The sequence below is a fragment of the Gammaproteobacteria bacterium genome, assembly GCA_013003425.1.
Taxonomy (GTDB): Bacteria; Pseudomonadota; Gammaproteobacteria; order Steroidobacterales; family JABDKV01; genus JABDJB01.
The window spans coordinates 1-24,673 of record JABDJB010000043.1 but is presented as its reverse complement, the minus strand read 5'-3'; the positions used below and the strand labels follow the sequence as shown (position 1 = coordinate 24,673).

The 24,673-nt window shown below is 60.1% G+C and carries 19 protein-coding genes; 11 read left to right on the top strand and 8 right to left on the bottom strand.

Annotated features, from left to right (window positions below; translation table 11 throughout):
* Positions 1–8 precede the first annotated feature (8 nt).
* Positions 9–1,775 (top strand): Ig-like domain-containing protein, encoded by a 1,767-nt coding sequence (locus HKN06_06195; protein ID NNF60905.1) that lies wholly within the window; start codon positions 9–11, stop codon positions 1,773–1,775.
* Here HKN06_06195 and prsT read toward each other — a convergent pair.
* Positions 1,772–5,029: a PEP-CTERM system TPR-repeat protein PrsT gene (gene prsT / locus HKN06_06190; protein ID NNF60904.1), complete on the bottom strand. Its 3,258-nt coding sequence runs from the start codon at positions 5,027–5,029 to the stop codon at positions 1,772–1,774. The genes HKN06_06195 and prsT overlap by 4 nt on opposite strands.
* Before the next feature lie 177 nt (positions 5,030–5,206).
* On the opposite strand from prsT, the gene HKN06_06185 reads away from it, so the two are divergent.
* Positions 5,207–5,710, top strand: a complete 504-nt coding sequence (locus HKN06_06185; GenBank protein NNF60903.1) for a hypothetical protein — start codon at positions 5,207–5,209, stop codon at positions 5,708–5,710.
* On the opposite strand, the gene HKN06_06180 is transcribed toward HKN06_06185, so the two are convergent.
* Positions 5,711–5,950: a hypothetical protein gene (locus HKN06_06180; protein NNF60902.1), complete on the bottom strand. Its 240-nt coding sequence runs from the start codon at positions 5,948–5,950 to the stop codon at positions 5,711–5,713.
* Positions 5,951–5,994: 44 nt separating this feature from the next.
* Here HKN06_06180 and HKN06_06175 point away from each other — a divergent pair, with 44 nt between their 5' ends.
* Positions 5,995–7,518 (top strand): ATP-dependent DNA ligase, encoded by a 1,524-nt coding sequence (locus HKN06_06175; protein NNF60901.1) that lies wholly within the window; start codon positions 5,995–5,997, stop codon positions 7,516–7,518.
* On the opposite strand, the gene HKN06_06170 is transcribed toward HKN06_06175, so the two are convergent.
* Together HKN06_06170 and HKN06_06165 are read right to left on the bottom strand one after the other, a co-directional pair.
* On the bottom strand, positions 7,519–7,890 hold the full coding sequence (locus tag HKN06_06170; GenBank protein ID NNF60900.1) for an energy transducer TonB: 372 nt from the start codon (positions 7,888–7,890) through the stop codon (positions 7,519–7,521).
* A gap of 106 nt (positions 7,891–7,996) precedes the next feature.
* A complete protein-coding gene (locus HKN06_06165; GenBank protein NNF60899.1) occupies positions 7,997–9,571 on the bottom strand; it encodes a tetratricopeptide repeat protein in 1,575 nt (524 codons plus the stop codon).
* 82 nt (positions 9,572–9,653) lie between these two features.
* Between HKN06_06165 and HKN06_06160 the strand changes: the two genes are divergently transcribed.
* Positions 9,654–10,328, top strand: coding sequence for an AhpC/TSA family protein (locus HKN06_06160; GenBank protein ID NNF60898.1), 675 nt, complete (start codon positions 9,654–9,656; stop codon positions 10,326–10,328).
* Between the two features lie 6 nt (positions 10,329–10,334).
* Entirely contained in the window at positions 10,335–10,994 is a 660-nt protein-coding gene (locus tag HKN06_06155; protein NNF60897.1) for a rhomboid family intramembrane serine protease, read from the top strand.
* On the opposite strand, the gene HKN06_06150 is transcribed toward HKN06_06155, so the two are convergent.
* Genes HKN06_06150 through gorA form a run of 3 tightly spaced genes read right to left on the bottom strand, consistent with a single transcriptional unit; the run spans position 10,991 to position 16,336 of the window.
* Positions 10,991–13,411, bottom strand: coding sequence for a hypothetical protein (locus tag HKN06_06150; GenBank protein ID NNF60896.1), 2,421 nt, complete (start codon positions 13,409–13,411; stop codon positions 10,991–10,993). The genes HKN06_06155 and HKN06_06150 overlap by 4 nt on opposite strands.
* 51 nt (positions 13,412–13,462) lie before the next feature.
* The gene (locus HKN06_06145; protein ID NNF60895.1) at positions 13,463–14,929 is read right to left on the bottom strand and encodes a glucose sorbosone dehydrogenase; all 1,467 of its coding nucleotides are present in this window, start codon (positions 14,927–14,929) and stop codon (positions 13,463–13,465) included.
* A gap of 60 nt (positions 14,930–14,989) precedes the next feature.
* Entirely contained in the window at positions 14,990–16,336 is a 1,347-nt protein-coding gene (gene gorA / locus HKN06_06140) for a glutathione-disulfide reductase (GenBank protein ID NNF60894.1), read from the bottom strand.
* A gap of 133 nt (positions 16,337–16,469) precedes the next feature.
* Between gorA and HKN06_06135 the strand changes: the two genes are divergently transcribed.
* The 6 genes from HKN06_06135 to HKN06_06110 all read left to right on the top strand — a co-directional run bounded on the left by HKN06_06135 (position 16,470) and on the right by HKN06_06110 (position 22,936).
* Positions 16,470–18,485 (top strand): M3 family metallopeptidase, encoded by a 2,016-nt coding sequence (locus HKN06_06135; protein NNF60893.1) that lies wholly within the window; start codon positions 16,470–16,472, stop codon positions 18,483–18,485.
* The gene (gene xth / locus HKN06_06130; protein ID NNF60892.1) at positions 18,482–19,261 is read left to right on the top strand and encodes an exodeoxyribonuclease III; all 780 of its coding nucleotides are present in this window, start codon (positions 18,482–18,484) and stop codon (positions 19,259–19,261) included. Before HKN06_06135 ends, xth begins: the two co-directional genes overlap by 4 nt.
* Positions 19,262–19,367: 106 nt before the next feature.
* On the top strand, positions 19,368–20,372 hold the full coding sequence (locus HKN06_06125; GenBank protein NNF60891.1) for a hypothetical protein: 1,005 nt from the start codon (positions 19,368–19,370) through the stop codon (positions 20,370–20,372).
* Positions 20,373–20,432: 60 nt separating this feature from the next.
* Complete coding sequence (locus HKN06_06120) at positions 20,433–21,314, top strand: hypothetical protein (protein ID NNF60890.1); 882 nt, start codon at positions 20,433–20,435, stop codon at positions 21,312–21,314.
* A gap of 172 nt (positions 21,315–21,486) precedes the next feature.
* Positions 21,487–22,107: a PEP-CTERM sorting domain-containing protein gene (locus tag HKN06_06115; GenBank protein ID NNF60889.1), complete on the top strand. Its 621-nt coding sequence runs from the start codon at positions 21,487–21,489 to the stop codon at positions 22,105–22,107.
* Positions 22,108–22,195: 88 nt separating this feature from the next.
* On the top strand, positions 22,196–22,936 hold the full coding sequence (locus HKN06_06110; protein NNF60888.1) for a hypothetical protein: 741 nt from the start codon (positions 22,196–22,198) through the stop codon (positions 22,934–22,936).
* A gap of 185 nt (positions 22,937–23,121) precedes the next feature.
* On the opposite strand, the gene HKN06_06105 is transcribed toward HKN06_06110, so the two are convergent.
* Positions 23,122–24,633: a beta-lactamase family protein gene (locus HKN06_06105; protein NNF60887.1), complete on the bottom strand. Its 1,512-nt coding sequence runs from the start codon at positions 24,631–24,633 to the stop codon at positions 23,122–23,124.
* Between the last annotated feature and the right edge of the window lie 40 nt (positions 24,634–24,673).

The following is a 24,673-nucleotide window of genomic DNA, read 5'->3' as shown; positions in this document are numbered from 1 at the left end:
AGTAAAGTATGAACCGGCTGCTGCTCGTTACAACAATGATTGCGTTCCTGATCGCGGCCAGCGGCTGCGATGACATACCCGACCCGTCGCTGCCAAACGAACCGCCGGTGGCAATGGATGACTCGGTGCTCCTGCTGCAGAACGCAACCGTCGTGATTAATGTCCTGGCGAATGACATCGATATTGACGGTGACCCGCTCGAGATCACCATCATCGAGGAACCTGTCAACGGCACGCTGGAAAATAACAGCGGAATACTGACCTACACGCCGTCTCTTTATCTGATTGGCGAAGACGAATTTGTATATCAAATCACCGATTTGGTTGGCCACACCTCTACAGCCACCGTTACATTAGAGATCGCCAAGCGACACTCGCGTGCGGTGTTCAGCACCGAAAACGGTGGCGTACTGAGTATTTACACGATCGACTCGCGCGATCCGGCGACGCTGATCGACCTCACCCAGGCGGTCCCGGCGGAACAGGATATCCTCGCCTGGGAGATAAGCGAATTACAGCAGCAGGTCCTGGTGTTGACCGATGATTCTGACGGCGTGGCCCGCGTGCTCGGCATCGCATTTGACACGCCGGCGGAGATCGCAAGCGAGTTCACCATCGACACCACCAGCGGTGCGCCCGACGGCGGGCTGGTTGTTTCTGATTCAGGCGATATTGCAGTGGTCTCGCTGGCAAACCGCTACCTCATTGCAATCAACATCATTGACGGCCGAATTACCGAATTCGACACCGGGCTCACAGAAGACAGTACTTTGTCGCCGCAATTCTTCGCCGCGCAGAGCAACACTGCAGCGATTGCCGGCACGCTGGGCAGCGATGCCGATGAACGCGGCGCAATCTACACCGTTGCGCTGCCGGCCGGATCGCCGCAGGCTGTGCTTGATGAGCCAGGCACCCTGGGCCTGCCATTTACCCGGCTGTTGACGGGTCTCGGCAGCATGCTGTGGCTTACAATCGATGATTCCGATCCGGTACCATCCGGCGCCTATTCGTGTACCGCACCACCACCGCAGGTGTACTCAGCGCCATTTTACTCGCTGCTGAACTCTACTGACGCGGCTGCCGACCTGATCGAAGCATCCGGCATCCTGGCAGCCCCGGTGTCGGTGATTTCGTATCACGGTTCTGAGCCCGGCGGCAGCCTGGTACTTGCTGCCTGTCCGGCCAGCGAGGAACTTTTCCAGATTGTGCGTGTGCCCTATCTTCTGCCTTCCGCGGCTGCGGTGCTGGCAACAGCCGAAGATGCCAGTGACGGGTTGTGGAACCTCGACGTTGCCAACACCGGTTCGCAAATCATTTACTCGGTGGATGGCGACAGCGGGTTTCGTGTTGTCTCGCTTGATTTGTCCGGTGACGACCCGGTCGCGGCAGACCTGAGCGACACGGTAAGCAGCTACCAGGCTTACACAGCAGGAATGACTACACGTGTGCCGCCGTCGGTATTCAGCACTGACCAGTTACGCTGGCTCTACCTGGTGCCGCAAGGCGATGCCCTCACGGGCCTGGCCTGGCTGCAACTGGAAAGCGAAGAGCTGTCGACAGTAGACCTGCCGTTTGCAGCCGCCAACCTTGTTTCCGACGGCTTCTATGCCGTGGTGCAGGGATCCACCGGAAGCCCGGACGCCGCACCGATAGCTGTCATTGACCTGGCGCAACCGGTCGTTACCCCGGTCGAGATTCCGGGCGTCGTTGCCGAATCGATCAGCGACCCGCTCAATCAGTTCAAATCGGCAATCCGGTTGATCAATTCTCCCTAGGGCGAAAGACGCCGGCGTAACACTTCCGCCTCGGCGCGGCTGCTGAATTCAGCGTTGTCCGCCAGCACCCGGTCGAGCAGTGCCACGGCGTCCGCGGTACGGCCCTGGTCGTCCAGCGCCGCGGCCAGGTGATAGTTGATCTCCGGGTCACTACCCGATGCAGCTGCTTTTTCCAGCACCTCCAGCGCTTCGGCACCACGACCTGCGCGCAGCAGGAACCAGCCGTAGGTGTCGGCGATGGCCGCTACCCCGGGACGTTGCTTGTAAGCCCGCGTCGCTGCGTTCAGCGCTCGTTCGGCGTCCTGGTCGCCACCGCGCGCATCGTATACCCAGGCGAGATTGTTCAGGGCGATGAGATTATCGGGATCAGCTTCCAGCACACGCCGGTAAGCGGCCACTGCTTCATCGTTCCAGTCCCGCGCTGAGTAGTCCATACCGAGAGCCAACGAGACACGCATGTTGCCTGGTTCTTTTTCTGCCCACTCCTCCAGCGAGCGGTAAGCTTCGTCACGACCCGCCTTGCGTTGTGCCTGGTACTGGCGTAACGCCGCTGATGCCGACGGCGAAATATCAGCAGCCTTGTCGTACGCGGCAATCGCGCCATTGTAGTCACCCTGCGCCATCAACACCTCGCCCTCGATTACATAGGGCTCGGCTGCATCCGGAAAGTCCTTGCGCAGCTCGCGCATCAGCGTAGCTGCCGCATTCTCGTTACCGCGATTAAGTTCTAGACGGGCCAGCGCAACGCGGATTGGCATGTTGTCGGGCTCGAGGCTGATTCCTTCTTCCAGCCACTTTGCTGCCGCATCGAGATTTTTCTCCTCCGCATATGCCATTGCCAGCGTTGCAGCGACATCTGCATTCGGCATATCGACCATTACCTGCTCGAAATTATCGATCGCCTTGTCCGTCATGCCGGCACTGAGGTATGCCTTTGCCAGCAACTCACGGCCAGCGGCATCATCGGGGTTGGCGTCAACCCAATCGGCCAGCACCCGCCATGGCTCGGGTCTTCCAAGCTGATGCATGATGGTGAAACGCTTCGACGCCAGGTCCCGACTTGGCTTGATAGCCACTGCGTTCTCCAGCAATTCCAGCGCCGCCGGCAGATCCTTGCGTGAGACTTCCACGTCTGCCTTGAGCAGGAACGGCTCCGCACGGCCCGGGTGTTGCTCGATCATCAGGTCTGCGTTGGCCAGTGCCTTACGATAGTCGCCGCGCTTCGTATCGGCAGCGACCAGTGCTGCCAGTGGACGAAAATCGTTCGTCTCGAGCTCGGCTGCACGTTGCAATGACGCGTAGCCGGCCTCGGCACGCCCCGTTGCTATCTGTGCCTGGCCCAGGAAGAAATGCGCCATGCCGTAATCCGGGTTGATTTCGATGCCACGCTGTAGCGCAACTATCGCCTGCTCATTCTGCTTGTCTTTCAACAGCACGGTTCCCAGCAGGACCTGAGAGCGAGCGTTGTCCGGCGCGACACGCACCGCCTGTTCCGCCAGCTCCACAGCTTTCTCTGTGTCACCGGCACGATGATAGTAGTTACCCAGCACCAGCAATGGTTGTATTGCCTCCGGGTTCGCGACGCGCGCTTGCTCCAGAAGCTCTACGCCCGCCGCAAGATCACCGCGCTTTTCTGCCAGTTCCGCCAGTACAGTCAGGGCAACCAGGTCGCCCGGCTTGCGTTCGAGCAGCGAGCGAAAACGCGCTTCGGCAGCTTCCGGGTTGCCCTGGTTCACGTCGAGGCGTCCCAGGTTCAGAATTGCCGGTACATCATCCGGGTCAATTTCCAGTGCACGCTCGAACGCTGCACGCGCCTGGTCGAACTCATTGACTGCCAGGTGAAAGCCGCCCATCAATCGATGCGACGTCGAACGATCAGGATTGGCGTCGACAATTTCCTGCGCCATTGCCCGCGCTTTTTCAACTTCCCCTTTTCTCGTCAGGGCCAGGACCAGCAGCAACTCACGCTGGCCGAACTGCTCGCTCTCGGGTATTGACTCCAGCACCCCGATGGCGCGATCGAGTTCACCGGCGGACAGGAAATCGACAGCAGCCTGCAGCGCGAACGCCGGATTGCCGCTACTGCTGACCATGCCTTTCTCCACCAGCTCGATACCGCTGGCGACGTCACCGCTGCGGATCGATGCGGATCCGGCCATTGCAAGGATCTGTGGGTCGGTTGTACCCCCTGCCATCATCGGCTCGAGCACCGCAAGCGCTTCCTCGGGATCGCCCATCTGCATGCGTACCTGCGCCAGCAGCTTGCGTGCAGCTTCGTTATCAGGATTGATGTTTACCACCGCCTGCAGGTGTGTGGCGGCAAGAGTGCGATTGCCTTGCGCCATTGCGGCCCCGGCAAGCAGTATGCGCGGCGGTATAGCCCGCGGCAGCGACAGAACGATGCGTTCGGCCTTCTCGATTGCGCCATCGTAATTCTTGGCAGCCATGTCGGCCCGGCCGGCCTGCAACAATGCAATCGGATGCTCGGATGTCATCTTTATCATATTGCTGCCGACAGCCTGCGCCTCGGTTGCCTTCCTTTGGGCCAGCAACACGTCGATCAGGGCGCCGGTGTACATCATGCGCTCGTGCGCCAGGCGCGTACCCTCGATAGCCTGCAGCGCCGTACGCAGATTCTGCTCGGCCTGTTCGTAATTCCCTTCATCGAAGTTTAATTGCGCCAGCGCGGCCATGCCCTCGTGGTTATTTGCGCCCGTCGCGACCATTTTTTCCAGGCTGGCGCGTGCCGCAGCAGCATCACCGCTGGCCTGTGCCAGGCGCGCCTGCCCTATCAATGCATCGGTTTGGTCCGGTACCAGCGCCAGCGCTGCCGAGAAGTCCTGTTGCGCTGCTGCGGTGTCTTCCTGCGCCAGCCTGGCCGTGCCACGCATGGCCAGCAGGGCAGCCCTGTTCTGCTCATCTGTCAGCAACTCGGGATTCAGGCTTATCACTTCCTGGTGACGGCCTTCGCGCAACAGCGCCCGTGCCAGGTTTACCGCGTAGATATCAGGGCTGGCTCCGGCTTCACGTGCACGCCGGAACTCCTTGATGGCACCGGCAGTGTCGCCGTTGCGCAGAGCGATTTCACCCAGCAGTACGCGCGCCTCGGTGTGCTCCGGATTCCCCTGCAGGATATTTTTCAGGTCAATGGTCGCGGCCCGGTAATTCGACTCGGCGAGTTGCTCCTTCGCGCGCTGCAGCCGGGTGGCATCGTCTGCGCAGGCCGTTATGCAGGTGACAAGCACAACGGTCAACAAGACCCCTGGCCAACGGATACCCTTTGAATTCACCATAGATCCCCCGCGATCGGTGTTTCATTCTGAAAATGAGGCCGGAAATAGTAGCATTCCGTAACAGCCCGGGCAGTACTGCAGCCCCGGCAGGTGACATAAGACCGTAACCCAGGCCCGGTGGCCGGATGCCCGCAATCTATGCGTTTTGCCTATTACCGCAAGCTGAACAAGAAGCAGCGCCGTATTTACGATGCCAGTGACGAGGTCGCGGCACTGCGGCTGAAGCGGCCGGATCGTCTGCGCTCACTGGTCCACCATGTCTCCTCTGCCCTCGATAGTGCTGACCGCATCCAGGTCGAGCGCACCAGCCGGGCGCTGCTCGATGCGCTGTGCCACGAGCTTGATGTGCCAAGGGTCAAGCTGCGGGTCAGGTCGGTGCGGCCGACCGACGACTGGGGCGAATTACACGGGCTGTACACGCCCCCGGAGGGGCGCCGACTGGCGGCGATCGAAGTCTGGATGCGAACTGCACAACTGCGCCGCGTGGTGGCATTCCGCACCTACCTGCGCACGCTGCTGCACGAACTGAATCATCACCTCGACATCCAGCTGCTGGAACTGGAAGACTCTTTTCACACCGAAGGGTTTTACAAACGCGAGTCCAGCCTGTTCAAACAGCTGGTGCGCGGCACCGGGCTGTGATCAGCTGACCTGTGCTGCCAGTGCATCGACCAGTTCGTGACCCCGCTCGCGGGCAGCGTGCAACGCCTCGATGTCGCTGCCGTAATGCCCGGCGGAGCTTTCTTCACAGCGCAGGTGATCGGTATCGCCGTCATGCTCCACGACATGAATGGTGTATACCCACCCTTCCGGCTGTGATTCGACTACGCTGATAAGCTGGTAGTCACGATAATGCTCGACTGATCTTTTTTCATGGTTCATCGAAACACCTTCCTGCACTCCTATTATAAGCTGACGCAGTGTCGCTGTCGCTAAAAACCGTCGCGGAAACATCCAGCAGTGTGGCCGCCACACGCAGCCGCAAGAAGAAAGTCGAAGCGCTGCGCAGCTGTCTCGCTGAATGCAGCCCCGCTAACCTGCAGGTGCTGACTGCCTGGCTGGCCGGCGAATTGCTGCAGGGACGTATCGGCCTCGGACCCAGCATTCTTCGCGATGTTATGGATGAGCCGCCAGCCGGCGAACCATCCCTGAGCATGACCGCAGTCAATCGCTACATAGAGAAACTCGCAGCCCTTGCCGGGCCAGGATCGCTGCAACATAAGCGGGAGCTGCTGGCCGAACTGATGCGTGCGGCAACCCGGCAGGAACAGGGTTTCCTGATGCGGCTGTTCCTCGGAGACCTGCGCCAGGGAGCGCTGGAAGGGCTGATGGTCGACGCCATCGCCGCGGCGGCCGGTATCGAGGCCACACCGGTGCGCCGCGCGGTCATGCTGTCAGGTGACCTGCCGGCTGTCGCCGGCGTGGCCCTCACCGATGGCGAACAGGGCCTCGCCTGCTTTCAATTGCGAGTCGGAACTGCCGTAAACGCAATGCTTGCCCAGCCGGCCGCCACCGTCGAGGACGCCCTTGGCAGGCTGGAGTTCGCGGCATTCGAGTTCAAGCTCGACGGTGCGCGTATCCAGGTACACAAAAGCCCGGACGATGTGCGTATTTTTACCCGCCAGCTGAATGACGTCACGGAGCGACTACCGGAAATTGTCGATGCGGTGAAGAATCTGGAGCCCGCCGAACTGATTCTCGACGGTGAAGTTCTGGCATTGTCGGGCGACGGCCGTCCGCGGCCTTTCCAGGTCACGATGAAACGATTCGGCCGGCGCCACGATGTAGCAACCATGCAGGAGTCTGTTCCGCTGACAGCTTTTTTCTTTGACTGCCTGCATGCCAGCGGTACCGATTACATTGACGCACCGGCACAGCAGCGTTTCGAGACCATGGCAGCGCTGTTGCCGGACGAAATGATGATCCCGCGTATCTTTACCGCCGACGCTGACGAAGCAGAAGCATTCATGCGCAGCGCGCTGGCAGCCGGGCACGAGGGAATCATGGCGAAATCCCTCGATGCGCCGTATGAAGCCGGCAACCGCGGCGCAGCCTGGCTCAAGATCAAGCCGGTGCATACGCTCGACCTGGTCGTTCTGGCCGCCGAATGGGGCAGCGGGCGCCGCAAGGGCTGGCTGAGTAACCTGCATCTTGGAGCGCGCGATAACGATGGCTTTGTGATGCTCGGCAAGACATTCAAAGGTCTGACCGACGAGCTGCTCGCGTGGCAGACAGACAAGTTACTCGAGCTGGAGACCGGCCGCGAGGGTCATGTTGTCCATGTGCGGCCGGAACTGGTCGTCGAAATTGCTTTTAACGACGTGCAGAAAAGCCATCAGTACCCGGGTGGCGTGGCGCTGCGGTTTGCCCGCGTGCGGCGTTATCGCGACGACAAGAATGCGGTGCAGGCCGACACCCTGGAAACAGTCAGGGGATTTGCGGCGGATTGATCAGCGTATGCAGCCCGGCTCGAACACCAGTCGCTGGGTGGATTCACGCTGTACCGGCATGCCGTTGAGTATGCGTGGTTCGAACCGCCATTTTTCTACTGCTGCAATTGCTGCTTTGTCGAATACACGCTCCGGTCGCGAACTGAGCACCTCGATATCCTTTGTTGTGCCATCGGTAGCGATAACGAAGCGCACCAGCACATGGCCCTCAATGCACTTGTTGTAAGCCCTCTTCGGGTACTCCGGCTCGGCTTTCTCGATCGCAACCGGCCTGTCGTCGGGTGCATTGCCCGCCTCGGTGTCGCCTTCCTCTGCCAACGCCGGCGCCGTGGCGGCGGCCAGCATGGCAAGCAGTGCAAGTAATCTGTGCATGGTAGCTCCTGGGTGCAGCAGGGAGATAGCATAAGACCAGCCCCTGCCCGTTCTCAAGCAATGAGTGAGATCACCGCCAGCCGCGCCGGTTCCATAAGGTTTTGTCTCAGTTTGTTGAATCGCCGGGCGGGTACAGCGCGTCAAAGCGTGGATTGCCGCGCAAAGTATCCAGGTCCGGGTCATTCCGTGCCCATTCCGCCGCCATGCGCGGCAGCCGCACCTGCTCCAGCAATTCAACCGCCCGATCCGCGTCGCCGATCCGCGCGTAAAAACACGCTGCATTGTAAAGGACGGCAGCTTCGGTGGGATCGGTAGCCATGGCTCGCAGCAGCAGCTGCTCGCCGCGCTGGGTCTCGCCGAGATCTGCCAGCGCGCCGGACATCAGGTAAAGCGCGCGGGCATCGTCCGGGTTCGATTCGAGGTGATGCTCGGCTCGTGCGATACCCTGGCGCGCGATCGCACGCGCTTCGTCCATGCGCCCGAGTCGCTTGTACAACTGTTGCAGCAGCAGCGGTGCCTGGTAGTCAGACAGCCGGGCCGCGGCAGCCTGCTCGAAAAGCGTGATCGCACGCTCCAGCTCGCCCTGGTGCACGCAGACCCGGGCGTAGAAATACAGCGCCTCGAAATGATCCGGGTCCAACGCCAGCGCATCCTGAAAATGCTGCTCGGCTTCGCGCCAGTTGCCGAACATCGAGCACGACATACCTCTCGACACATGCGCATCAGGCAGGTTTGGGCAAAGCCCCAGTGCCTGCTTGCTGGCATCACGAGCACGATTACGATATTCGACCTGCGAATCGAAATAGATGTACTGCATCGCGTTGGCATCTGCCAGCCCGGCCCATGCGCGTGCATACTCCGGATCCTTGGCCAGTGCGCTTTCGAAAAGCTCTGCCGCGTAACGCAGGTTGCGCGCACCCCAGCGGTGGAAAAAGCTCTGCCCTTTGAGGAACAAGTCGTAGGCTTCGATATCGGAAGTTCCGGCACGTTGCGCGATACAACGATCCTGTGGCTGCAGGGTCAGCTGCATCACGCGCGCTATGTTTTCGGCAATCTGGTCCTGCACGGCAAATACATCACTCATCTCCCGCTCGTATCGATGGGTCCAGCGATGATTGCCATCTGCCGTGTCAATCAGCTGGGCGCTGATACGCAACTTGTTCCCTTCCTTGCGCACTGATCCTTCCAGCACCGTTGCGACATTGAGTGCCGCACCAATCTCGCTGAAGTCGGCCGTGCTCCTGCCACCGGTCCGCGCGTAGGGCATCGTAGAGCGACGCGCTGCAACCTTCAGTCCGTCCACCCGCATCAGCGTGTTGAGAATCTCTTCCGCGACGCCTTCACAAAAATACGCCTGGTCGCCCTCCGCGCTGAGGTCGGTGAAAGGCAGGACGGCAATCGATGCATCGGGTGGTGGCGACTGGCTGGCGCTGTTGCCGGCATCGCCACGATCGCGTTCCAGGCCCGCCGGAGTCAGGTCGAACAACCACGCCAGTACGACGGCCAGCGGCAGGCCGGCAATTGCCAGCGCTATCAGCAGGGTCAGGGCCCAGCCTGGCAGGTGCAGAGGTTCGAAAGTGATGTCGGCAATCTGGATTACCACCCAGGCAACGACAGAGTAGGCAACTGCCGCCCGAAAAACTTTGCGTCTGCGAATTTCTGCCAGGAATTTCCGCAACATCAGGCGGCCAGTCTACCTGAACGCGTAAGCCGCGCAGAGGTCTTATGCTAGAGTGCCCGCAGATCTCGCCAACTTACTATTGATGAATCCACTCCAACGCATCATGTGCTGTGCTGCCGCGACAGCGCTGCTGGCGGGCTGCAACGACATGCCCGCCGTTGACGAGGTTGACGTTGCCGGATTCCGCTCGCGGGTGGCGACTGATCCAACCGAAGTCATGCCCCTGTTACCCGGGATGGCGGCACCGGCATTCACGATTCGCAGCGCGGACGGATCGCCCTATTCTTTCCCCGCGGGGCCCCGCGACAAGCCGGTAATTGTCACCTTCTATCGTGGCAGCTGGTGCCCCTACTGCAGCCGCTACCTGTGGCGCATGCGCGAAGCCGAACAGACGCTGCTCGACCTTGGCTACGAACTGCTGTTCATTTCGGCTGACCGGCCCGAAATACTTGCCCCCTTCCTGGAAGAAAAGGGCCTGCGTTACGCACTGTTGTCTGACAATGACCTGATTGCGGCACGTACGTTTGGAATCGCATTTCGTGTCACCGACGATTATCACCGCAAGCTGCTGGAGCATGACATCGACATCGAGGATGCCTCCGGCAGGACCCATCACTGGCTGCCGGTTCCGGCGGTATTTCTGATCGGCACCGACGGAATTATTGATTTCCAGTATCTCAATCCGGATTACAAGGTGCGTGTGCACCCGGATGTATTGCTGGCCGCAGCGCGTGCCGCGCTGGAACAAGACGGCTGACCTGCGATGCCACCGCTGAGTAAAATTGTCGGCATCCTGCTGGCACTCAACGTAGCAATCTACTTTCTAGAGCTGCTGCTCGGGCTGTCCGGCATGGCCGACCTGTTCGGCTTGTGGCCGCTTGCGGCCGACGGTTCGCGGCTGGCGCGGCCGGGCTACAGTGGGCCGGGCTTCTGGCCGTGGCAACTGGTGAGCTACGGCTTTCTGCACGGCGGCAACCTGCACCTGCTGGTCAACATGTTTGCCCTGTGGATGTTTGGCAGCCATATGGAACGGCTATGGGGCTCGCTGCATTTCGTCATCTATTATTTCTTTTGCCTGATTGGCGCCGGGCTGGTGCAGTTGGTCGTTGTCACGATGGACGCCGGAGCCGGTGGCGCTGTGTATCCCACGGTGGGGGCATCGGGTGCGGTGTTTGGCCTGCTGCTCGCGTTCGGCATGATGTTCCCGAACGTCAAACTGCTGTTGTTGTTTTTCCCCGTACCGATAAAGGCCAAGTACTTCGTCGTGCTTTACGGACTACTGGAGCTGACGCTGGGAGTAACCTCGAGCCAGAGCGGCGTAGCGCATTTCGCTCACCTCGGCGGCATGCTGTTTGGAATCGTGCTGATCCAGTACTGGCGCGGCAAGCTGCCGCTAAAGCCTAAATATATTCTGCAGCGCTAGGTCGGCCGCCGCGCACCAAAATCAACGACGTTGCCGATCGCATCGGCTGCGGGCATGTCGGTATCGATACCGAGACTGGCCAGGTCGGTGCGCAACTCAGCCAGCCTGGACAGCTGAGCGGAGCGGGCCAGTTCGAGGCTTTCTATCTGGCGACAACGGGAATCATCCAGCTCCAGCACCCGCGCCAGCCGTGCACCTGTTTCGGCCAGCTCGGTTTCCAGCGCAACGATGCGATCCCATTCATTTTTCATTTCATCGAGACAACGTGCGCGCTCGGCTTCGGGTGACTCGCCGTTCTGCTCACGCCGCAGCAGCGCCGAGACATCGTCTACCACCGGGTCGGACTCATCTTGCGGCTTCTCCAGCCCCTGTGCCTGACGCAGGGCTGCAAGCTCAGCTTCGAGATACTGAATTCTCTCGTTCCGTGCCAGCAATGCGTCGTGCAGCGGTCTGACACGGCCGCGCCATTTGTGCAGATCGGCCCGCAGTGCTTCCAGCACCTTCATGCTCTGCTGCAACTCCTGCTCGATCCTGGCCGGTTCGCGCGCCGAAGCCTGGTGCGACCCGCTACCCTCTGCTTCCTCCAGTCGTGTCCGCAGCGCCACCATGGCAACGCGGTTGGCTGAAATATCATTTTTCAGTGTCGTGACTTCTTCGTCATGTTCGCGTATCCGCCGTGAAGCCTGCTCCAGCGCCGCACGCTCCTCGGCCAGGATATTCTCGAGTGAATTACCGAGGTCGCGCCGACTGCGGGAAGTAAAACGCAGTGCCTCGATGTCGGCTTCCACAGGATTCGCTGGCCCTTCTTCCGCAAAGGGGTCCTGCGCCGGGTCGCGCGCCAGCCGCAGGCGGGTCGCGGCATGCTCGTCGTGCCCGATTTCATCGCGCAGCGATACCACAACGTTGCCGGCCTGCTCGAGCAGCCCCCGCAGAGACTCGGATTCGTCCTGCCGTGAAGTCAGCTGAACGCGAAGATCCTCGATCTGGCCACGCAGCTCGGCTACGAGTTTTTCACGTTCTGCCAGGTGATCCGCCTGCGAATCGATTAGCGTCGACTTGCGCCTGATCTCTGCCTGCAGGCTGGTCACGGTGGAATTCCACTCGTCCAGTCGCTCGCGATGCAGGTTTACCTCATCGAGTGCGGCTTTCGATCCTGTGATTTCCTGCTCCAGCTCCTCCACGCGAGCGCGCAGGCGGATGTTTTCCTGATGCAGTTCTTCGGTGTCCGGATCCAGCCGCACTAATTCGTTCTCCGCCAGTGCCGACTGCAGGTCTGACTCGAGGCTTGCAATGCGGTCGGCTGACTCGGTGGCAGCAACCTGCAGCGATTGGATGGTTTCTTCCAGGTGCCGCGTCGCGCGATCACGCTCGGCAATCTCGTCCGCGGTAGCGTGCAGATCTGACTCCAGGGCACCGATTTGTTCCTGGCGATGAAACAGCTTGTTTTCCAGCTCCGGTACCAGTACCTGGTACTGCCCGGTTTTGCCGAGTAGCTCGTTCATTTCGTCGCGCAGCGACGACAACTCGCTGTCGAGAACCGTTACCCGGTTTTCCTGCTCATCGAATTGCTCCGCTTTCTCGCGCAACCGGCTGAGCTCCGCGGTTGCTTCGCGCAGCTCGTGTTCCCGATCCTCGAGCGCCTGCTCAAGCGTGCCGAGCCGCACCAGTCTCTGCTCCGCCGCGGCACTCTCGTCGTGGGCCTCCTGCAGCAACGCCTCCAGGTGCTGGATGTGCTCCTTCTGGCTGACCAGTTCGGCACGAAGTTCTGCCGTGTCGGCGGCAGCAGAAGGCAGTTCACGAAGATCAACCGCGTCGCTGTCAGTGCTGTGCAGTCGTGCCAGTTCTTCACGCAGGCTGTCAATGGTTGCCTGGGCATCGCTGCCGTCGCCACCGTGACCGCCGCGCAAACGCAGCGCATTCAGCTCGCGCTGCAGCTCCTCTTTTTCGCCGCGCAGTTCATGGAGCTCATCGGCGTGTGACAGCAGCAGTTGTTCGCGCTCCGCAGCCAGCTCAGTATAGCTGCGCTGTTGCTCTTCGAGTTCGCCGTCGCGTTGCTGCAGGTCGGCCTGCAACTGTTCGGCATCAAGCCATAGCGCAACCGGTGCATCTGCGGCCGGCTGCGCAGCCATGCGACGCGCCAGCCAGAAACCAACAACAAACGCGGCAGCCGCTGCCAGCACCAGCCCGGCCAGCAGCAGTGCAATCGGTGTGCCCGGCGCCGTTACGACGTCTGGTTCGGCATCCAGCCGCGATATGCCTTGTGCGGCGCTGCCGTCGGCAATCTTTTCGAGTGACCGCTCGTCGAGCGAATAATCGAGCTGCAGTCCGGCCGGTGGTGTCTGTTCAGCCGCAAGTACACCGGCGCCCGGGACAGCGAGCACTAATGTGAGCATGACGATGCGGACGGTGACACTCATGGGAACTGCAGGCGACTCCTTAACTAATAGCCATTTTCAGCCCGGCGCTGGTCATTCAGGCAAGCCTATACGGTTGATCGATCCTGAGAAAAGGCCCAATACATACAGTTCGCCGGCGGCTGATTCGACAAACGATACGATTCTGAGGTTTGTGTCTACCAGTTCTCCCAGCGAGTTGCTACCGAGCAGACCCCAGATCCGACCATTCACGTAGTCGCCGTACAGGTAAACTCCGTCGAGCGCAGGCAAACTGCCGCCACGATAAACAAAACCGCCGGTGATCGAGCGCCCGTCGGTGTGGCTGTATTCCTGGATCGGGAAGGTATAGTCGCCCATCGGCCCGCAGCCGAACGTTTCATAAACCAGGCTGCCTTCATAACAGCGCCAGCCATAGTTTCCGCCCGCCGTCACCAGGTCGACCTCCTCCACTGAATCCTGGCCGACATCTCCGGCGTACAGTTCACCACTCACGCGGTCAAAGCTGAAACGCCATGGATTACGAAACCCCCAGGCGTAGATTTCCGGGCAGCCGGTACTGCAATCTTCACTTTCAATAAACGGATTGCCTGGCGGAATCCTGTAGGTCAGGCCTGCGGCGATGTCGGCGGGCGTAAGTTCCAGGTCGAGACGCAGGATGGCCCCGGCCAGTGTCGTTTTGTCCTGCCCGTTGTCTTCCGGATCACCGCCTGAACCTCCGTCCCCCAGTGCAAGATAGATGTAGCCGTCCGGACCAAACTCGATGCCGCCGCCGTTGTGATTGCCGTAGGGCTGATCGTACTCCAGGATAATCACTTCGCTGTCCGGGTCGAAGGCACCGTCCGCAGACCCCGGGTCGAGCGTGAAGCTGCTGAGCCGTGAATCGAGCGGATTGGTCTGGGTATTGGCACCAGTGGCGGTGTAGCTCATGTACACCCGCCCGTTGTCCTGGAAGGACGGATCAAAAGCAAAATCCAGGAGACCACCTTCAAAAAAGGTGTCGACTCTGTCGCTGATGTCCAGCACCTCGACCGCTGCCGCTGGTGCCTCGACGTTGTCGAAACGAAGCAGGCGACCGCTACGCTCGGCGACATACCATTGCGTTGCGTCGCCGGGCGCCTGTTTCATCGCCATCGGAAACGACAGCGCCACGGTTGTAAAGACCGGCGTCAGCTCCAGTCCGCCGACCAGTGCACCGGCCGGCCCCGGAGAGTCGAGAAAGAAAGGCCGCATGACAGCAAGATCCTGCAGGTCGACAATGGCATCGCCATTAAGATCCTGGTCGAATACACCCTGCAGCAGAAACACATCACGCATTTCTGCAAGGTCCAGCAGGTCGACAATACCGTCGTTATTGAAATCCGGATCGCAAAGATTGCCGATACCGTCGCCGTCAGTGTCGCGCTGCGGGCTGTTGGCCGACTCCACGCAGTTGTCGACGAGGTCGGGCACGCCGTCGCCGTCGCCGTCGACGGAGCACCAGCCGGCCATCGGCAGCAACAGAAGCACCAGCAGGGCGCCTTTATTATGTAAACCAGTCATGGCACCTCCAAATGGGCCATGCAATGTACCACGCGTTGCTGCAGTGGCTAAATCGTGTAGTTATGTCAGCGTGACGAGTTCTTCGGCAGCGGTTGGATGAATCGCGACCGTGTCATCGAAATCCTTTTTCGTCGCACCCATTTTTATTGCAACGGCGAACCCCTGCAACATCTCGTCCGCCCCCGGCCCGAAAACATGGCAGCCGGCGATGCGTTCATCAGTGCCGTGAACGATCAGCTTTACCGCCGCGCGACTGTCATGGCCGGTAAGCTGATCGTACATGGGTTTGTAGCTGGCCTCGTAAACACGAACATCGTCACCCCAGCGCTCGCGAGCCTGCGGCTCGGTCAGCCCGACTGTACCGATGGTCGGATGACTGAAAACTACCGTCGGTATGCAATCGTAATCGAGCCTGCGATCAGCCTCGCCGCCAACCACCCGGTCAGCGAGCCTGCGGCCCGCAGCGATTGCTACCGGCGTGAGCTGGGCACGACCCGAAACATCGCCAATCGCGTAGACGCCCGGAACATTGGTGTTCTGAAATTCATCGGTGATAATTTCATTGTTGGCGTTGAGTTCGATGCCGGTCGCCGCCAGCCCGAGGTGCTCGATGTTGGGAATACGGCCGACGGCCCACAGCACTTTGTCGCAGGTCCATAACGGTTTCCCGCCAGGACCGTCCACGCTGATCTGATCACCGGCCTGCCGCAATTCCGTGATACCGGACTCTGTAATAACCCGAATACCGTTACGCGCCATTTCGGCGGTCAGCATTTCACGCAGCATCGGGTCGAACTGCCGGAGTATGCCCTCGTAACGAACGAAGATACGCACCTCGGCACCGAGCGCGGCCAGCATGCCGGCCAGCTCCACCGCGATATAGCCACTGCCGATAACTGCCACCCTGCGCGGGCAATGCTCGAGGTCGAAAAAATCATCCGACACCATGCCAAGCCCGGCACCCGGCATTACCGGTAAACGCGGCCGGCCGCCGGTCGCTATGACGATGTGATCTGCAGTAATCTCATTTTCACCCGCCGCGACAGTATGGCTGTCGATGAAGCTTGCCGGAGCGCGGTAAAGCTGCACCTCGCGCCGGTCCAGGTTGCGCGCATAGATGTCGTTGAGTCGCGCCACATAAGCATCACGCTGCTGCTTCAGCTGCGCCCAGTCGTGCCCGCGCACGGTGATGTCAAAACCGTATCCACCGCAGTCCTCAAGGGTGTGGGCAACCTGCGCGGCGTACCACATGACTTTCTTCGGCACGCAGCCAACGTTGACGCAGGTACCACCGAGCCTGCCCGATTCAATGACGGCCGCCCTGGCGCCGTGCATCACCGCCCGCTGCGCTGCCGCCAGCCCGCCGCTGCCGCCGCCAATACAAAGAACGTCGTAGTGTGTTTTCACGTTACCAACCCGATTGTGCCACTTTCCGGTTACATGATAGCCCGCGCCCGGCCGTGGCGGACACCACGTGGTTGGCGGCGCAGGCGCTGTCCGATACTATCGGGCGCCTTATCCAAGCTGAGTTTTTCCCGGCATGAGCAACCCGCTGACAGCACCAGACCACCTCCCGCGCTTTTCGGAAATATTGCCGGAACATGTCGAACCGGCGGTCGATGAGGTTCTTGAAGCCAGCCGCCGGCGTATCGCCGAACTGGTAGCGGCCGAAGACCACTCGTGGGCCTCTCTCATTGCGCCACTGGAGCAGCTGGAGCACTGGCTGAGCAAAACCTGGTCACCGGTGAGTCATTTGAACTCCGTCCGCAACGATGAATCGCTACGAGCCAGCTACAACCGCTGCCTGCCAAAACTCAGCGACTACGAGACCGAGATAAAACAGAATGACAAGCTGTACCAGGCCTGGCGGTCGGTACAGAGCAACGATGCCGGGCTCGATCCGGTTCAACAACGGCTCATCGAGCTGTCGCTACGCAGCTTCAGGCTGGCCGGCGTGGCGCTGGCCGACAAAGACAAGCAGCGCTTCAAAGCGTTGATGCAGGACCTCAGTTCGCTGCAGGCAAAATTCGAAGAGAACCTGCTCGATGCTACCAATGCGTGGTCATGCCACGTCACCGATCGCAGCCGGCTGGCCGGGGTGCCGGACCGGGCATTGCTGCGTGCTGCGGCGGAAGCAAAATCCCGCGGCAAGGGTGGCTGGGTCTTTACGCTCGACTACCCGGCGTACCAGGCCATTTCCGCCCATGCCGAATCGGCGCCGCTGCGCGAGGAGATGTACACCGCCTGGGTCACACGTGCCTCGGACCAGGGACCCGACGCAGGCCGCTGGGACAACACCGCAACGATGGAGAAGATACTGGCCGCACGGCACGAAGCAGCCGGGCTGCTCGGTTACGACAATTATGCCGAGTACTCACTGGCTACGAAGATGGCCGAATCAGTCGAACAGGTCAGCGGTTTCCTGCGCGATCTGGCCAGCCGCAGCCGTGACCGGGCGGCAGAAGAATTTGCCGAGCTGGAGCACTTTGCCGGGCACCGGCTGAACGCCTGGGATGTTGGCTTTTACAGTGAACAGCTGAGACGCAGCCGCTTTTCCATCTCCGACGAAGAGTTGCGGCCTTATTTTCCGGTCGGCCGTGTAATGAGCGGAATGTTTGAGGTAGTGCAGCAGCTGTACGGCGTGGAAGTACGTGAACGCAAAGGCGTTGATACCTGGCACGCGGATGTGCGCTTTTTTGATGTGCACGCCGAAGATGGCCAGGTTTGCGGTTCGTTCTACGTCGACCTGTATGCGCGCCCGGCCAAACGTGGTGGCGCCTGGATGGACGACTGTGTCGGGCGCAACCGCAGTAATGGCGAGTCAGTCAATCCCGTGGCCTATCTTTCGTGCAATTTCATGCCGCCGGTCGGCAACGCCCCGGCACTGCTGACCCACGATGAGGTCGTGACGCTGTTCCACGAGTTTGGCCATGTTCTGCACCACATCCTCACGCGCATCGACTACCCGAGTGTCGCCGGGATAAATGGCGTTGCCTGGGATGCCGTAGAACTGCCGAGCCAGTTCATGGAAAACTTCTGCTGGTCGGAACACACCTTCGACATGATTTCGGGGCATTACCAGACCGATGAGCCACTGCCGGATGAAATGTTTGACCGTCTGGTTGGCAGCCGTTCGTTCCAGGCCGGCATGCAGATGGTGCGGCAGCTCGAGTTCGCCTTGTTCGACCTGCGTGTTCATGCCGAATACGATCCTGCGCAGGGCGGACGCATCCGCCAGATCCTGGACGAGGTTCGCAACGAGGTAGCAGTCGTGCCCTGCGCCGACTTCAATCGCTTTCCCAATGGCTTTGCCCACGTTTTCGGGGGTGGCTACGCCGCAGGCTATTACAGCTACAAGTGGGCCGAGGTGCTTTCGGCCGATGCATTTGCCCTGTTCGACGAGAAAGGCGTGCTCGATGCAGACACCGGCCGTCATTTCCTGCGGTCCATACTGCAGCGCGGTGGCGCCGTCGACCCGATGCAGGCGTTTATGGATTTTCGCGGACGCAAGCCGGATATTGCCGCGTTGCTGTACTACAGCGGCATTGCTGAATGAAAATCGCCAGCTGGAACGTCAACTCGTTGCGGGTACGACTGCCGCATGTGCTCGACTGGCTGAAGACACACCAGCCTGACGTGCTTGGCCTGCAGGAAACAAAACTGCCGGACCACGATTTCCCGGCCGACGCCTTTTATGACATGGGATACGAGTGCCGCTTCAGCGGCCAGAAAACCTACAACGGTGTGGCGCTGATCTACCGCAGCGATAACCTTGCCGAACCGGACGATTTGCTGACCCGTTTCGATAATTACCAGGATGGGCAAAAGCGCATTATTGCTGCCAGCTTTGGCGATATCCGCGTGTTCAACCTGTACATACCCAACGGCCAGTCGGTGGGCTCGGAAAAGTACGACTACAAACTTGAGTGGCTGTCGGCCATGCGCGAGCACATCAGCAACGAAGTTCAGCAGCACGACAAGATCATCCTGATGGGTGACTTCAACATCGCGCCTGAAGACCGCGACATCCATGACCCGCAAAAGTGGGCTGGCAAGATCATGTGCAGCGATACCGAGCGCAGCGCGCTTGGCGATATTTGTGAGCTGGGCTTCAGTGATCTGTTTCGCGAGTTCGAGCAGCCCGACGAGGTGTTCAGCTGGTGGGACTACCGCATGGGGTCGTTTCGCCGCAATCACGGGCTGCGCATAGACTTGATTCTCGGCACCGCTGAGCTGGCCGGAATGTGCACGGCCTGTGACGTTGACGTCGAGCCACGCCGGCTGGAACGGGCCAGCGACCATGCGCCGGTGTGGGCAGAATTCGAGGATTAGCGTCAAAAATGTGACGCGCGTCTCAAATACCGGGCGCAAGCCTCGCTAAACCCTTTGTTTTTCTCGTAAACTCTCCTTTCTCCGTGGGCAAAGCGGACACTCGATAGTGAAGCAACAACGTCTCAGTGACTACGACGTTACCGGCACGGTGCAGGTAAGCTGCCCGCATACGGTCTGTTCGGCCGTGCGCGACATCTTTGCCCAGCTCTATCCCGACCGTTCTTTTGACAAGATTGCCGGCGCTTTCGAGGTGTTTCGTCAGCTGTTCGAGGGTGAGCTTGCGGGTTACCGCGGCTGCGACACCGTGTATCACGACATGCAGCACACGCTGGACATGACCCTGGCAATGGCACGCCTGTTGGGTGGCTGGGAAAAGGCCCACGAACCGGGCGAGCAGCTCGGCTTCGATAACGCGGCGCTGGGAATCGTCACGGCCCTTTTCCACGATTCGGGTTACATCGTCCACGACAACGAAAACGAATCGGTCAATGGCGCCGAGTTCACGCTGGTGCATATCACGCGTGGCGCAAATTTTCTCACGGAGCATTTACCAAAGATCGGACTCGAGCGGCTGGTACCGGCTGCGGTGCAGATCATCCACTTTACCGGCTACGAGCGGCAGATCGACCAGATCGAGCTCGACGACCCGAAACACCGGACCGTCGGGATGCTGCTTGGCACAGCCGACCTGATGGCGCAAATGGCGGACCGTTGTTATCTTGAAAAGTGCCGCGACCGGCTGTATTCCGAGTTTGTCCTGGGTGGCCTGGCGGTAAACAACACTGAAGAGGGCGCCCGCTCGGTTACCTATGAATCGGGGCTGGACCTGCTGAAGAAAACCCCGGAGTTTTTTGACCGCGTATCAAGCGAGCGGCTCGACGGTGTATTCGAAGGGGTCTACCGTTACTTCGAAAACTGGTTTGAGGGCACTGACCCGTACAACCACATGGTGCAGCAGAACCAGAACTACCTGGAAAAGATTCTCGAGCATGGCGACTGGTCTATCCTGCGGCGGCAGCCACCGGTGTTCACCACCAGCGAAAACCAGCTCGAGGACACCCAGGAAATGGTGCAGCTGCGGCTGCGAGATCTGCAGACCTCCGTCGAATAAACCTCCGCGTGATTCCTGCGACGCTGCCATCCGGCGCGGCGACGCGTTACGATCGAAACCATGACTTCCGACACCCGCCGCCAGGACGATACCGGGGCATTGGGCCGGGTAATCATCAAACCGGTTAGCACCGCGTGGATTAACGACGACAACATTGAAAACCAGTGGCGCGAGCTGAACTACACCCGGCGTCCCAAGCTGACAGCGGCAGCGCGCGAATACCAAAGCTTTGCAAGCATCCTGGAACATGCCGGAGCAACCTTGTACCCGTTACCGGCAGCCGCGGCTACCGGGCTGGACTCGTTATATCCACGGGATGCCGCCGTCATGTGCAGTGCCGGCGCCATTCTTTGCGCCATGGGCAAGCCGGCGCGATGCGGCGAACCGGCCGAACTGCAATCGGCTTTTAGCGCACTGGGTGTGCCGATACACGGGGCTATCGGGTCTGACGGCTGCCTCGAAGGCGGCGACGTAGTCTGGCTGGCACCACGCATTGTCGCGGTGGGGCTGGGATATCGCACAAACCGGGCCGGGATTGATCAGCTCACGAAGTTGCTGGACGGAATGGTCGATGAAGTAATTGTCGTGCCGTTGCCGCACTGGCGTGGTCGCGACGATGTGTTTCACCTGATGTCCATGATCAGCCCGCTCGACCGGGATCTTGCGCTGGTTTATTCGCCGCTGTTACCGGTACCGTTTCGCCAGCGGCTGCAACAACTGGGCATGGACCTTCTGGAGGTGCCCGATGAAGAATTCGCGACGCAGGCATGCAACGTGCTGGCGCTGGCGCCGCGCAAAGCGCTGATGGTTGACGGTAACCCGGTCACAAAAGACCGGCTGCGGCGCGCTGGTGTGGAAGTGCTGTGCTATAGCGGCAATGAAATCTCCCTCAAAGGCGGCGGCGGGCCTACCTGCCTGACCCGCCCGATCGAGCGTAACTGATCACGACGGCCACTCCCCGGCCACTCACAACTTGTCTGGTATATCGCAGCGACTGGTGCTGCGTGTCCGACCGTCGAATAACAATACGTTCAACAAAGATTTGTACGTGGGTGGGCGCTGCCTTCTCACCTAGACTGCATTTCCCGCCGCAAAATCGTAAAGGGAAATTACAATGAAAAACATCGTACTCGCTTTTATCCTGGCGCTGCCGCTGCAACTGCATGCGTCGACTCTGCCTTTTATCAATGAGCTGCACTACGACAATGGCGGAACCGATGTCGGCGAAGGCGTCGAAATTGCCGGGGCCTCGGGTACCGTCCTCGACGGCTGGTCGCTGCTGTTCTACAACGGCAGTACCGGCACCATCTACCGCACCCTCAACCTGAGCGGCACCATAATCGACCAGGGCACCGGCTACGGCACGCTCGCCTTTGAGACCGGCGCGCTGCAAAACGGTGCGCCCGACGGCATCGCGCTGGTCGACAGCAACGGTTCGGTACAACAGTTTCTCAGCTACGAAGGTAGTTTCTTCGCACTCGAGGGCGCCGCGATCGGCCTGCGCAGCACCGACATCGGCATCGCCGAATCCTCTGACACACCGGCCGACTGGTCGCTGCAGCTGGCCGGCACCGGCAATGCCTATGAGGCTTTCACCTGGATTGCCACCGGCAACACCTTCGGGCAGGTCAATGCCGGCCAGTCTTTCACCGTGGTGCCGGTGCCGGCCTCGCTGCCGCTCCTGGCCGGCGGGCTGGCGACTCTACTTAGGAGGAAAAGATGCCGAAATGCTTGAGCGATGGCTGTTAACCCGCTGTTGTGCTTTACTTTTACATAATCCGAGGTTATGGTGCGGAGCAGTATTTCACCGTACGGAGCCGTGCATGAACAAGCGACTTTCCCGACTGATCTCAGCCACCATTGCTGCCGGGCTGCTGCTGGGTGCCGCCCAGCCGGCTGCCGCTGGCTTTTTTGCCAGTGCCGAAGAAAAGAGAACCCGTCTGGACCTCAGCGCAAAACATACGCTGGAGAAACTGCTGGCCACCGATGCCAAGGCACAGCGCCTGTACGACCGGGCGTTCGGTTATGCCGTGTTTAACGTCACCAAGGGTGCGCTGATTGTCAGCGGCGGCGGTGGCAGCGGCGTTGCGGTACACAAATCAAGCACACAACGCACGTACATGCATGTGGGTCTGGGCGGAATCGGGCTGGGCATTGGCGGCCAGGCTTTTCGCATGGTGCTGTTGTTTGAAGACGAGCACACCTTCAATGATTTCATTGACAGCCAATGGCTGGCCAGCTCATCGGCCAACGCCGTTGCCGGTCGTAATGGCGCTAACGCCGAAGCCAGTTTTACCAACGGACTTGCCGTGTACCAGATGACCGATGCCGGGCTGTTCCTCGCTGCAGACATCGCCGGTGCACGCTACTGGCGGGCCAACAGGCTTAACGCCTCGGCTGATGCCGGCGTTCGCACCGCAGCTGCCGATACCATCACCGGCTACGAGTCGACCGACAGCGTATACAGCGCCCCGGCGACGCAATATGACTACGAGACACAAACAACCGTTTACCCGCTGGAAACAAACAGCTACGAAACGGTCAGCGAATACCAGTCACAGTAGTAATAGATTAAAGCCAGGGAGCTGTCGTTCCCTGGCCTTTTTCCCCAATCCTGCATCGCGGAACCCTTCAACCTTCACGGGCGCGAGTCGGCCAAAACCCGACATTCGCGGACTCCCGTAGGAGCGGCTTCCAGCCGCGATTCCCACGGTCGGCTTCCGACCCACAGCGGTCGTCCGCATTAAATCTATGTTCCGGAATTATTTTCTGTCGACAGTTTCGGAGTAAGAACGCTGTCATAACGCTCATTGCCGGACAGCATGCGGCACATCACAGCACCTTTAGGCACCGCCTGATGGCAGCGCTGGAAGTAGGTAGGCATTAAGAACGCACCGTCCGACAGCGGCACCAGCGCCGTTGCGCGGTCTTCGTCGCCGTAGGTCACGGTGAGATGGTCAAGTGGCGAACGCGCTATCTCAACCCGGCCGCCGCCAAACGAGTTTGTGTATGTCCCGATCATCGGATGATCGGCATCGATAGATTTTCTGATCGGATCTATGACGGTCCAGCCTGGACTGACGGGATCGGACGCGGACAGCCCTGCTATTGCATCAGCCCAATCGGCGGGTACAGCGTAGCTGTTCGCCAGGCTGATAACGATCATGTCGTCACTCTTGCGGTAAAAGAGCTTGGCCACGAACCCCGGTGAGCGTCCTTGCGAAAGGTATATATCACCGTCGACGCCGAGTGCTTCGCGTCGCCATTGCGCCGAAACGAGATCCTCGCGGAATACGGCCCGTGTAAAACGTAACAAGTCGTCGACGGTGGAATAGAGCGACCCCCCACCCGGCCGGATCTCGACAGCATAGAAGCGCGGGTAGCGACGTTGGCCAGGCACGTCACCTGGTTCATAGCCAGTTACCAGGTTGGGAACGGGCGTGCGCGAGTCTTCAAGATGACCGGTATCATGCATGCCCAGCGGTTCGAAAAGTGCTCCACTCAACACATCGGTCAAGGGCGCGTCGTCGATCAGCTCCAGAATGCGCGCGGCCACAGCATAACCGCCATTGGAATAGCGCGAATCGCTGCCGGGTGGAAAATCCAGCGGTAGCTGTGCGAGACGGTTTACGATTTCCGCAGTGCTCAACGAGGCCGAACCGTCGCCCCAGTCCAGGTGGTTGGTGTGCGCGATGCCCGAAGTGTGATCGAGGAGCTGCCGAATCGTTATCAAATCCGCGGACGGGAAATCGGGCAGGTACTTGGCGATGGGGGTGTCGAGCTGCAACACGCCGTTTTCGACAAGCCTGGCCATCGCCGTATCTGTCACGGCCTTGGATACTGACGCGATGCGAAAGCGGTGCTTCGGCGTGTGACGTACACCGAGCTCGTAGTTGGCGTAGCCAAACGCTTTACGGTAGACAACTGCGCCGCCGATGTCGACAAGCACTACGCCATCGAACATCCCCAGTTCAGTGAACTGGCCAATGAAGCGATCAACGGCACCTGCCTGAGTCGCTGACAGCGCGTCTCCTGCAGGTGCTGTTTCGGGCTGCGCCGCGACGGCGCAACCGCTGGTAAGGGAGGCTGCAAACAGAGGCAGAATGCATGAGCAAATGAAAACAATAGACTTAGACATAGCGGCCATCGTAGACGAATTGCAGCGTTGATAGGGGTCGAACCGCACTTTTCTGGTGCATTGGTTGCCAGTCCTGGCATTGAAATATTGCAGGTCAGGACGAAGCTGGCGTACGAGCAGCATTTTCTTAATAAGCACGTTACAGCGGTAACGTTGACCGGCT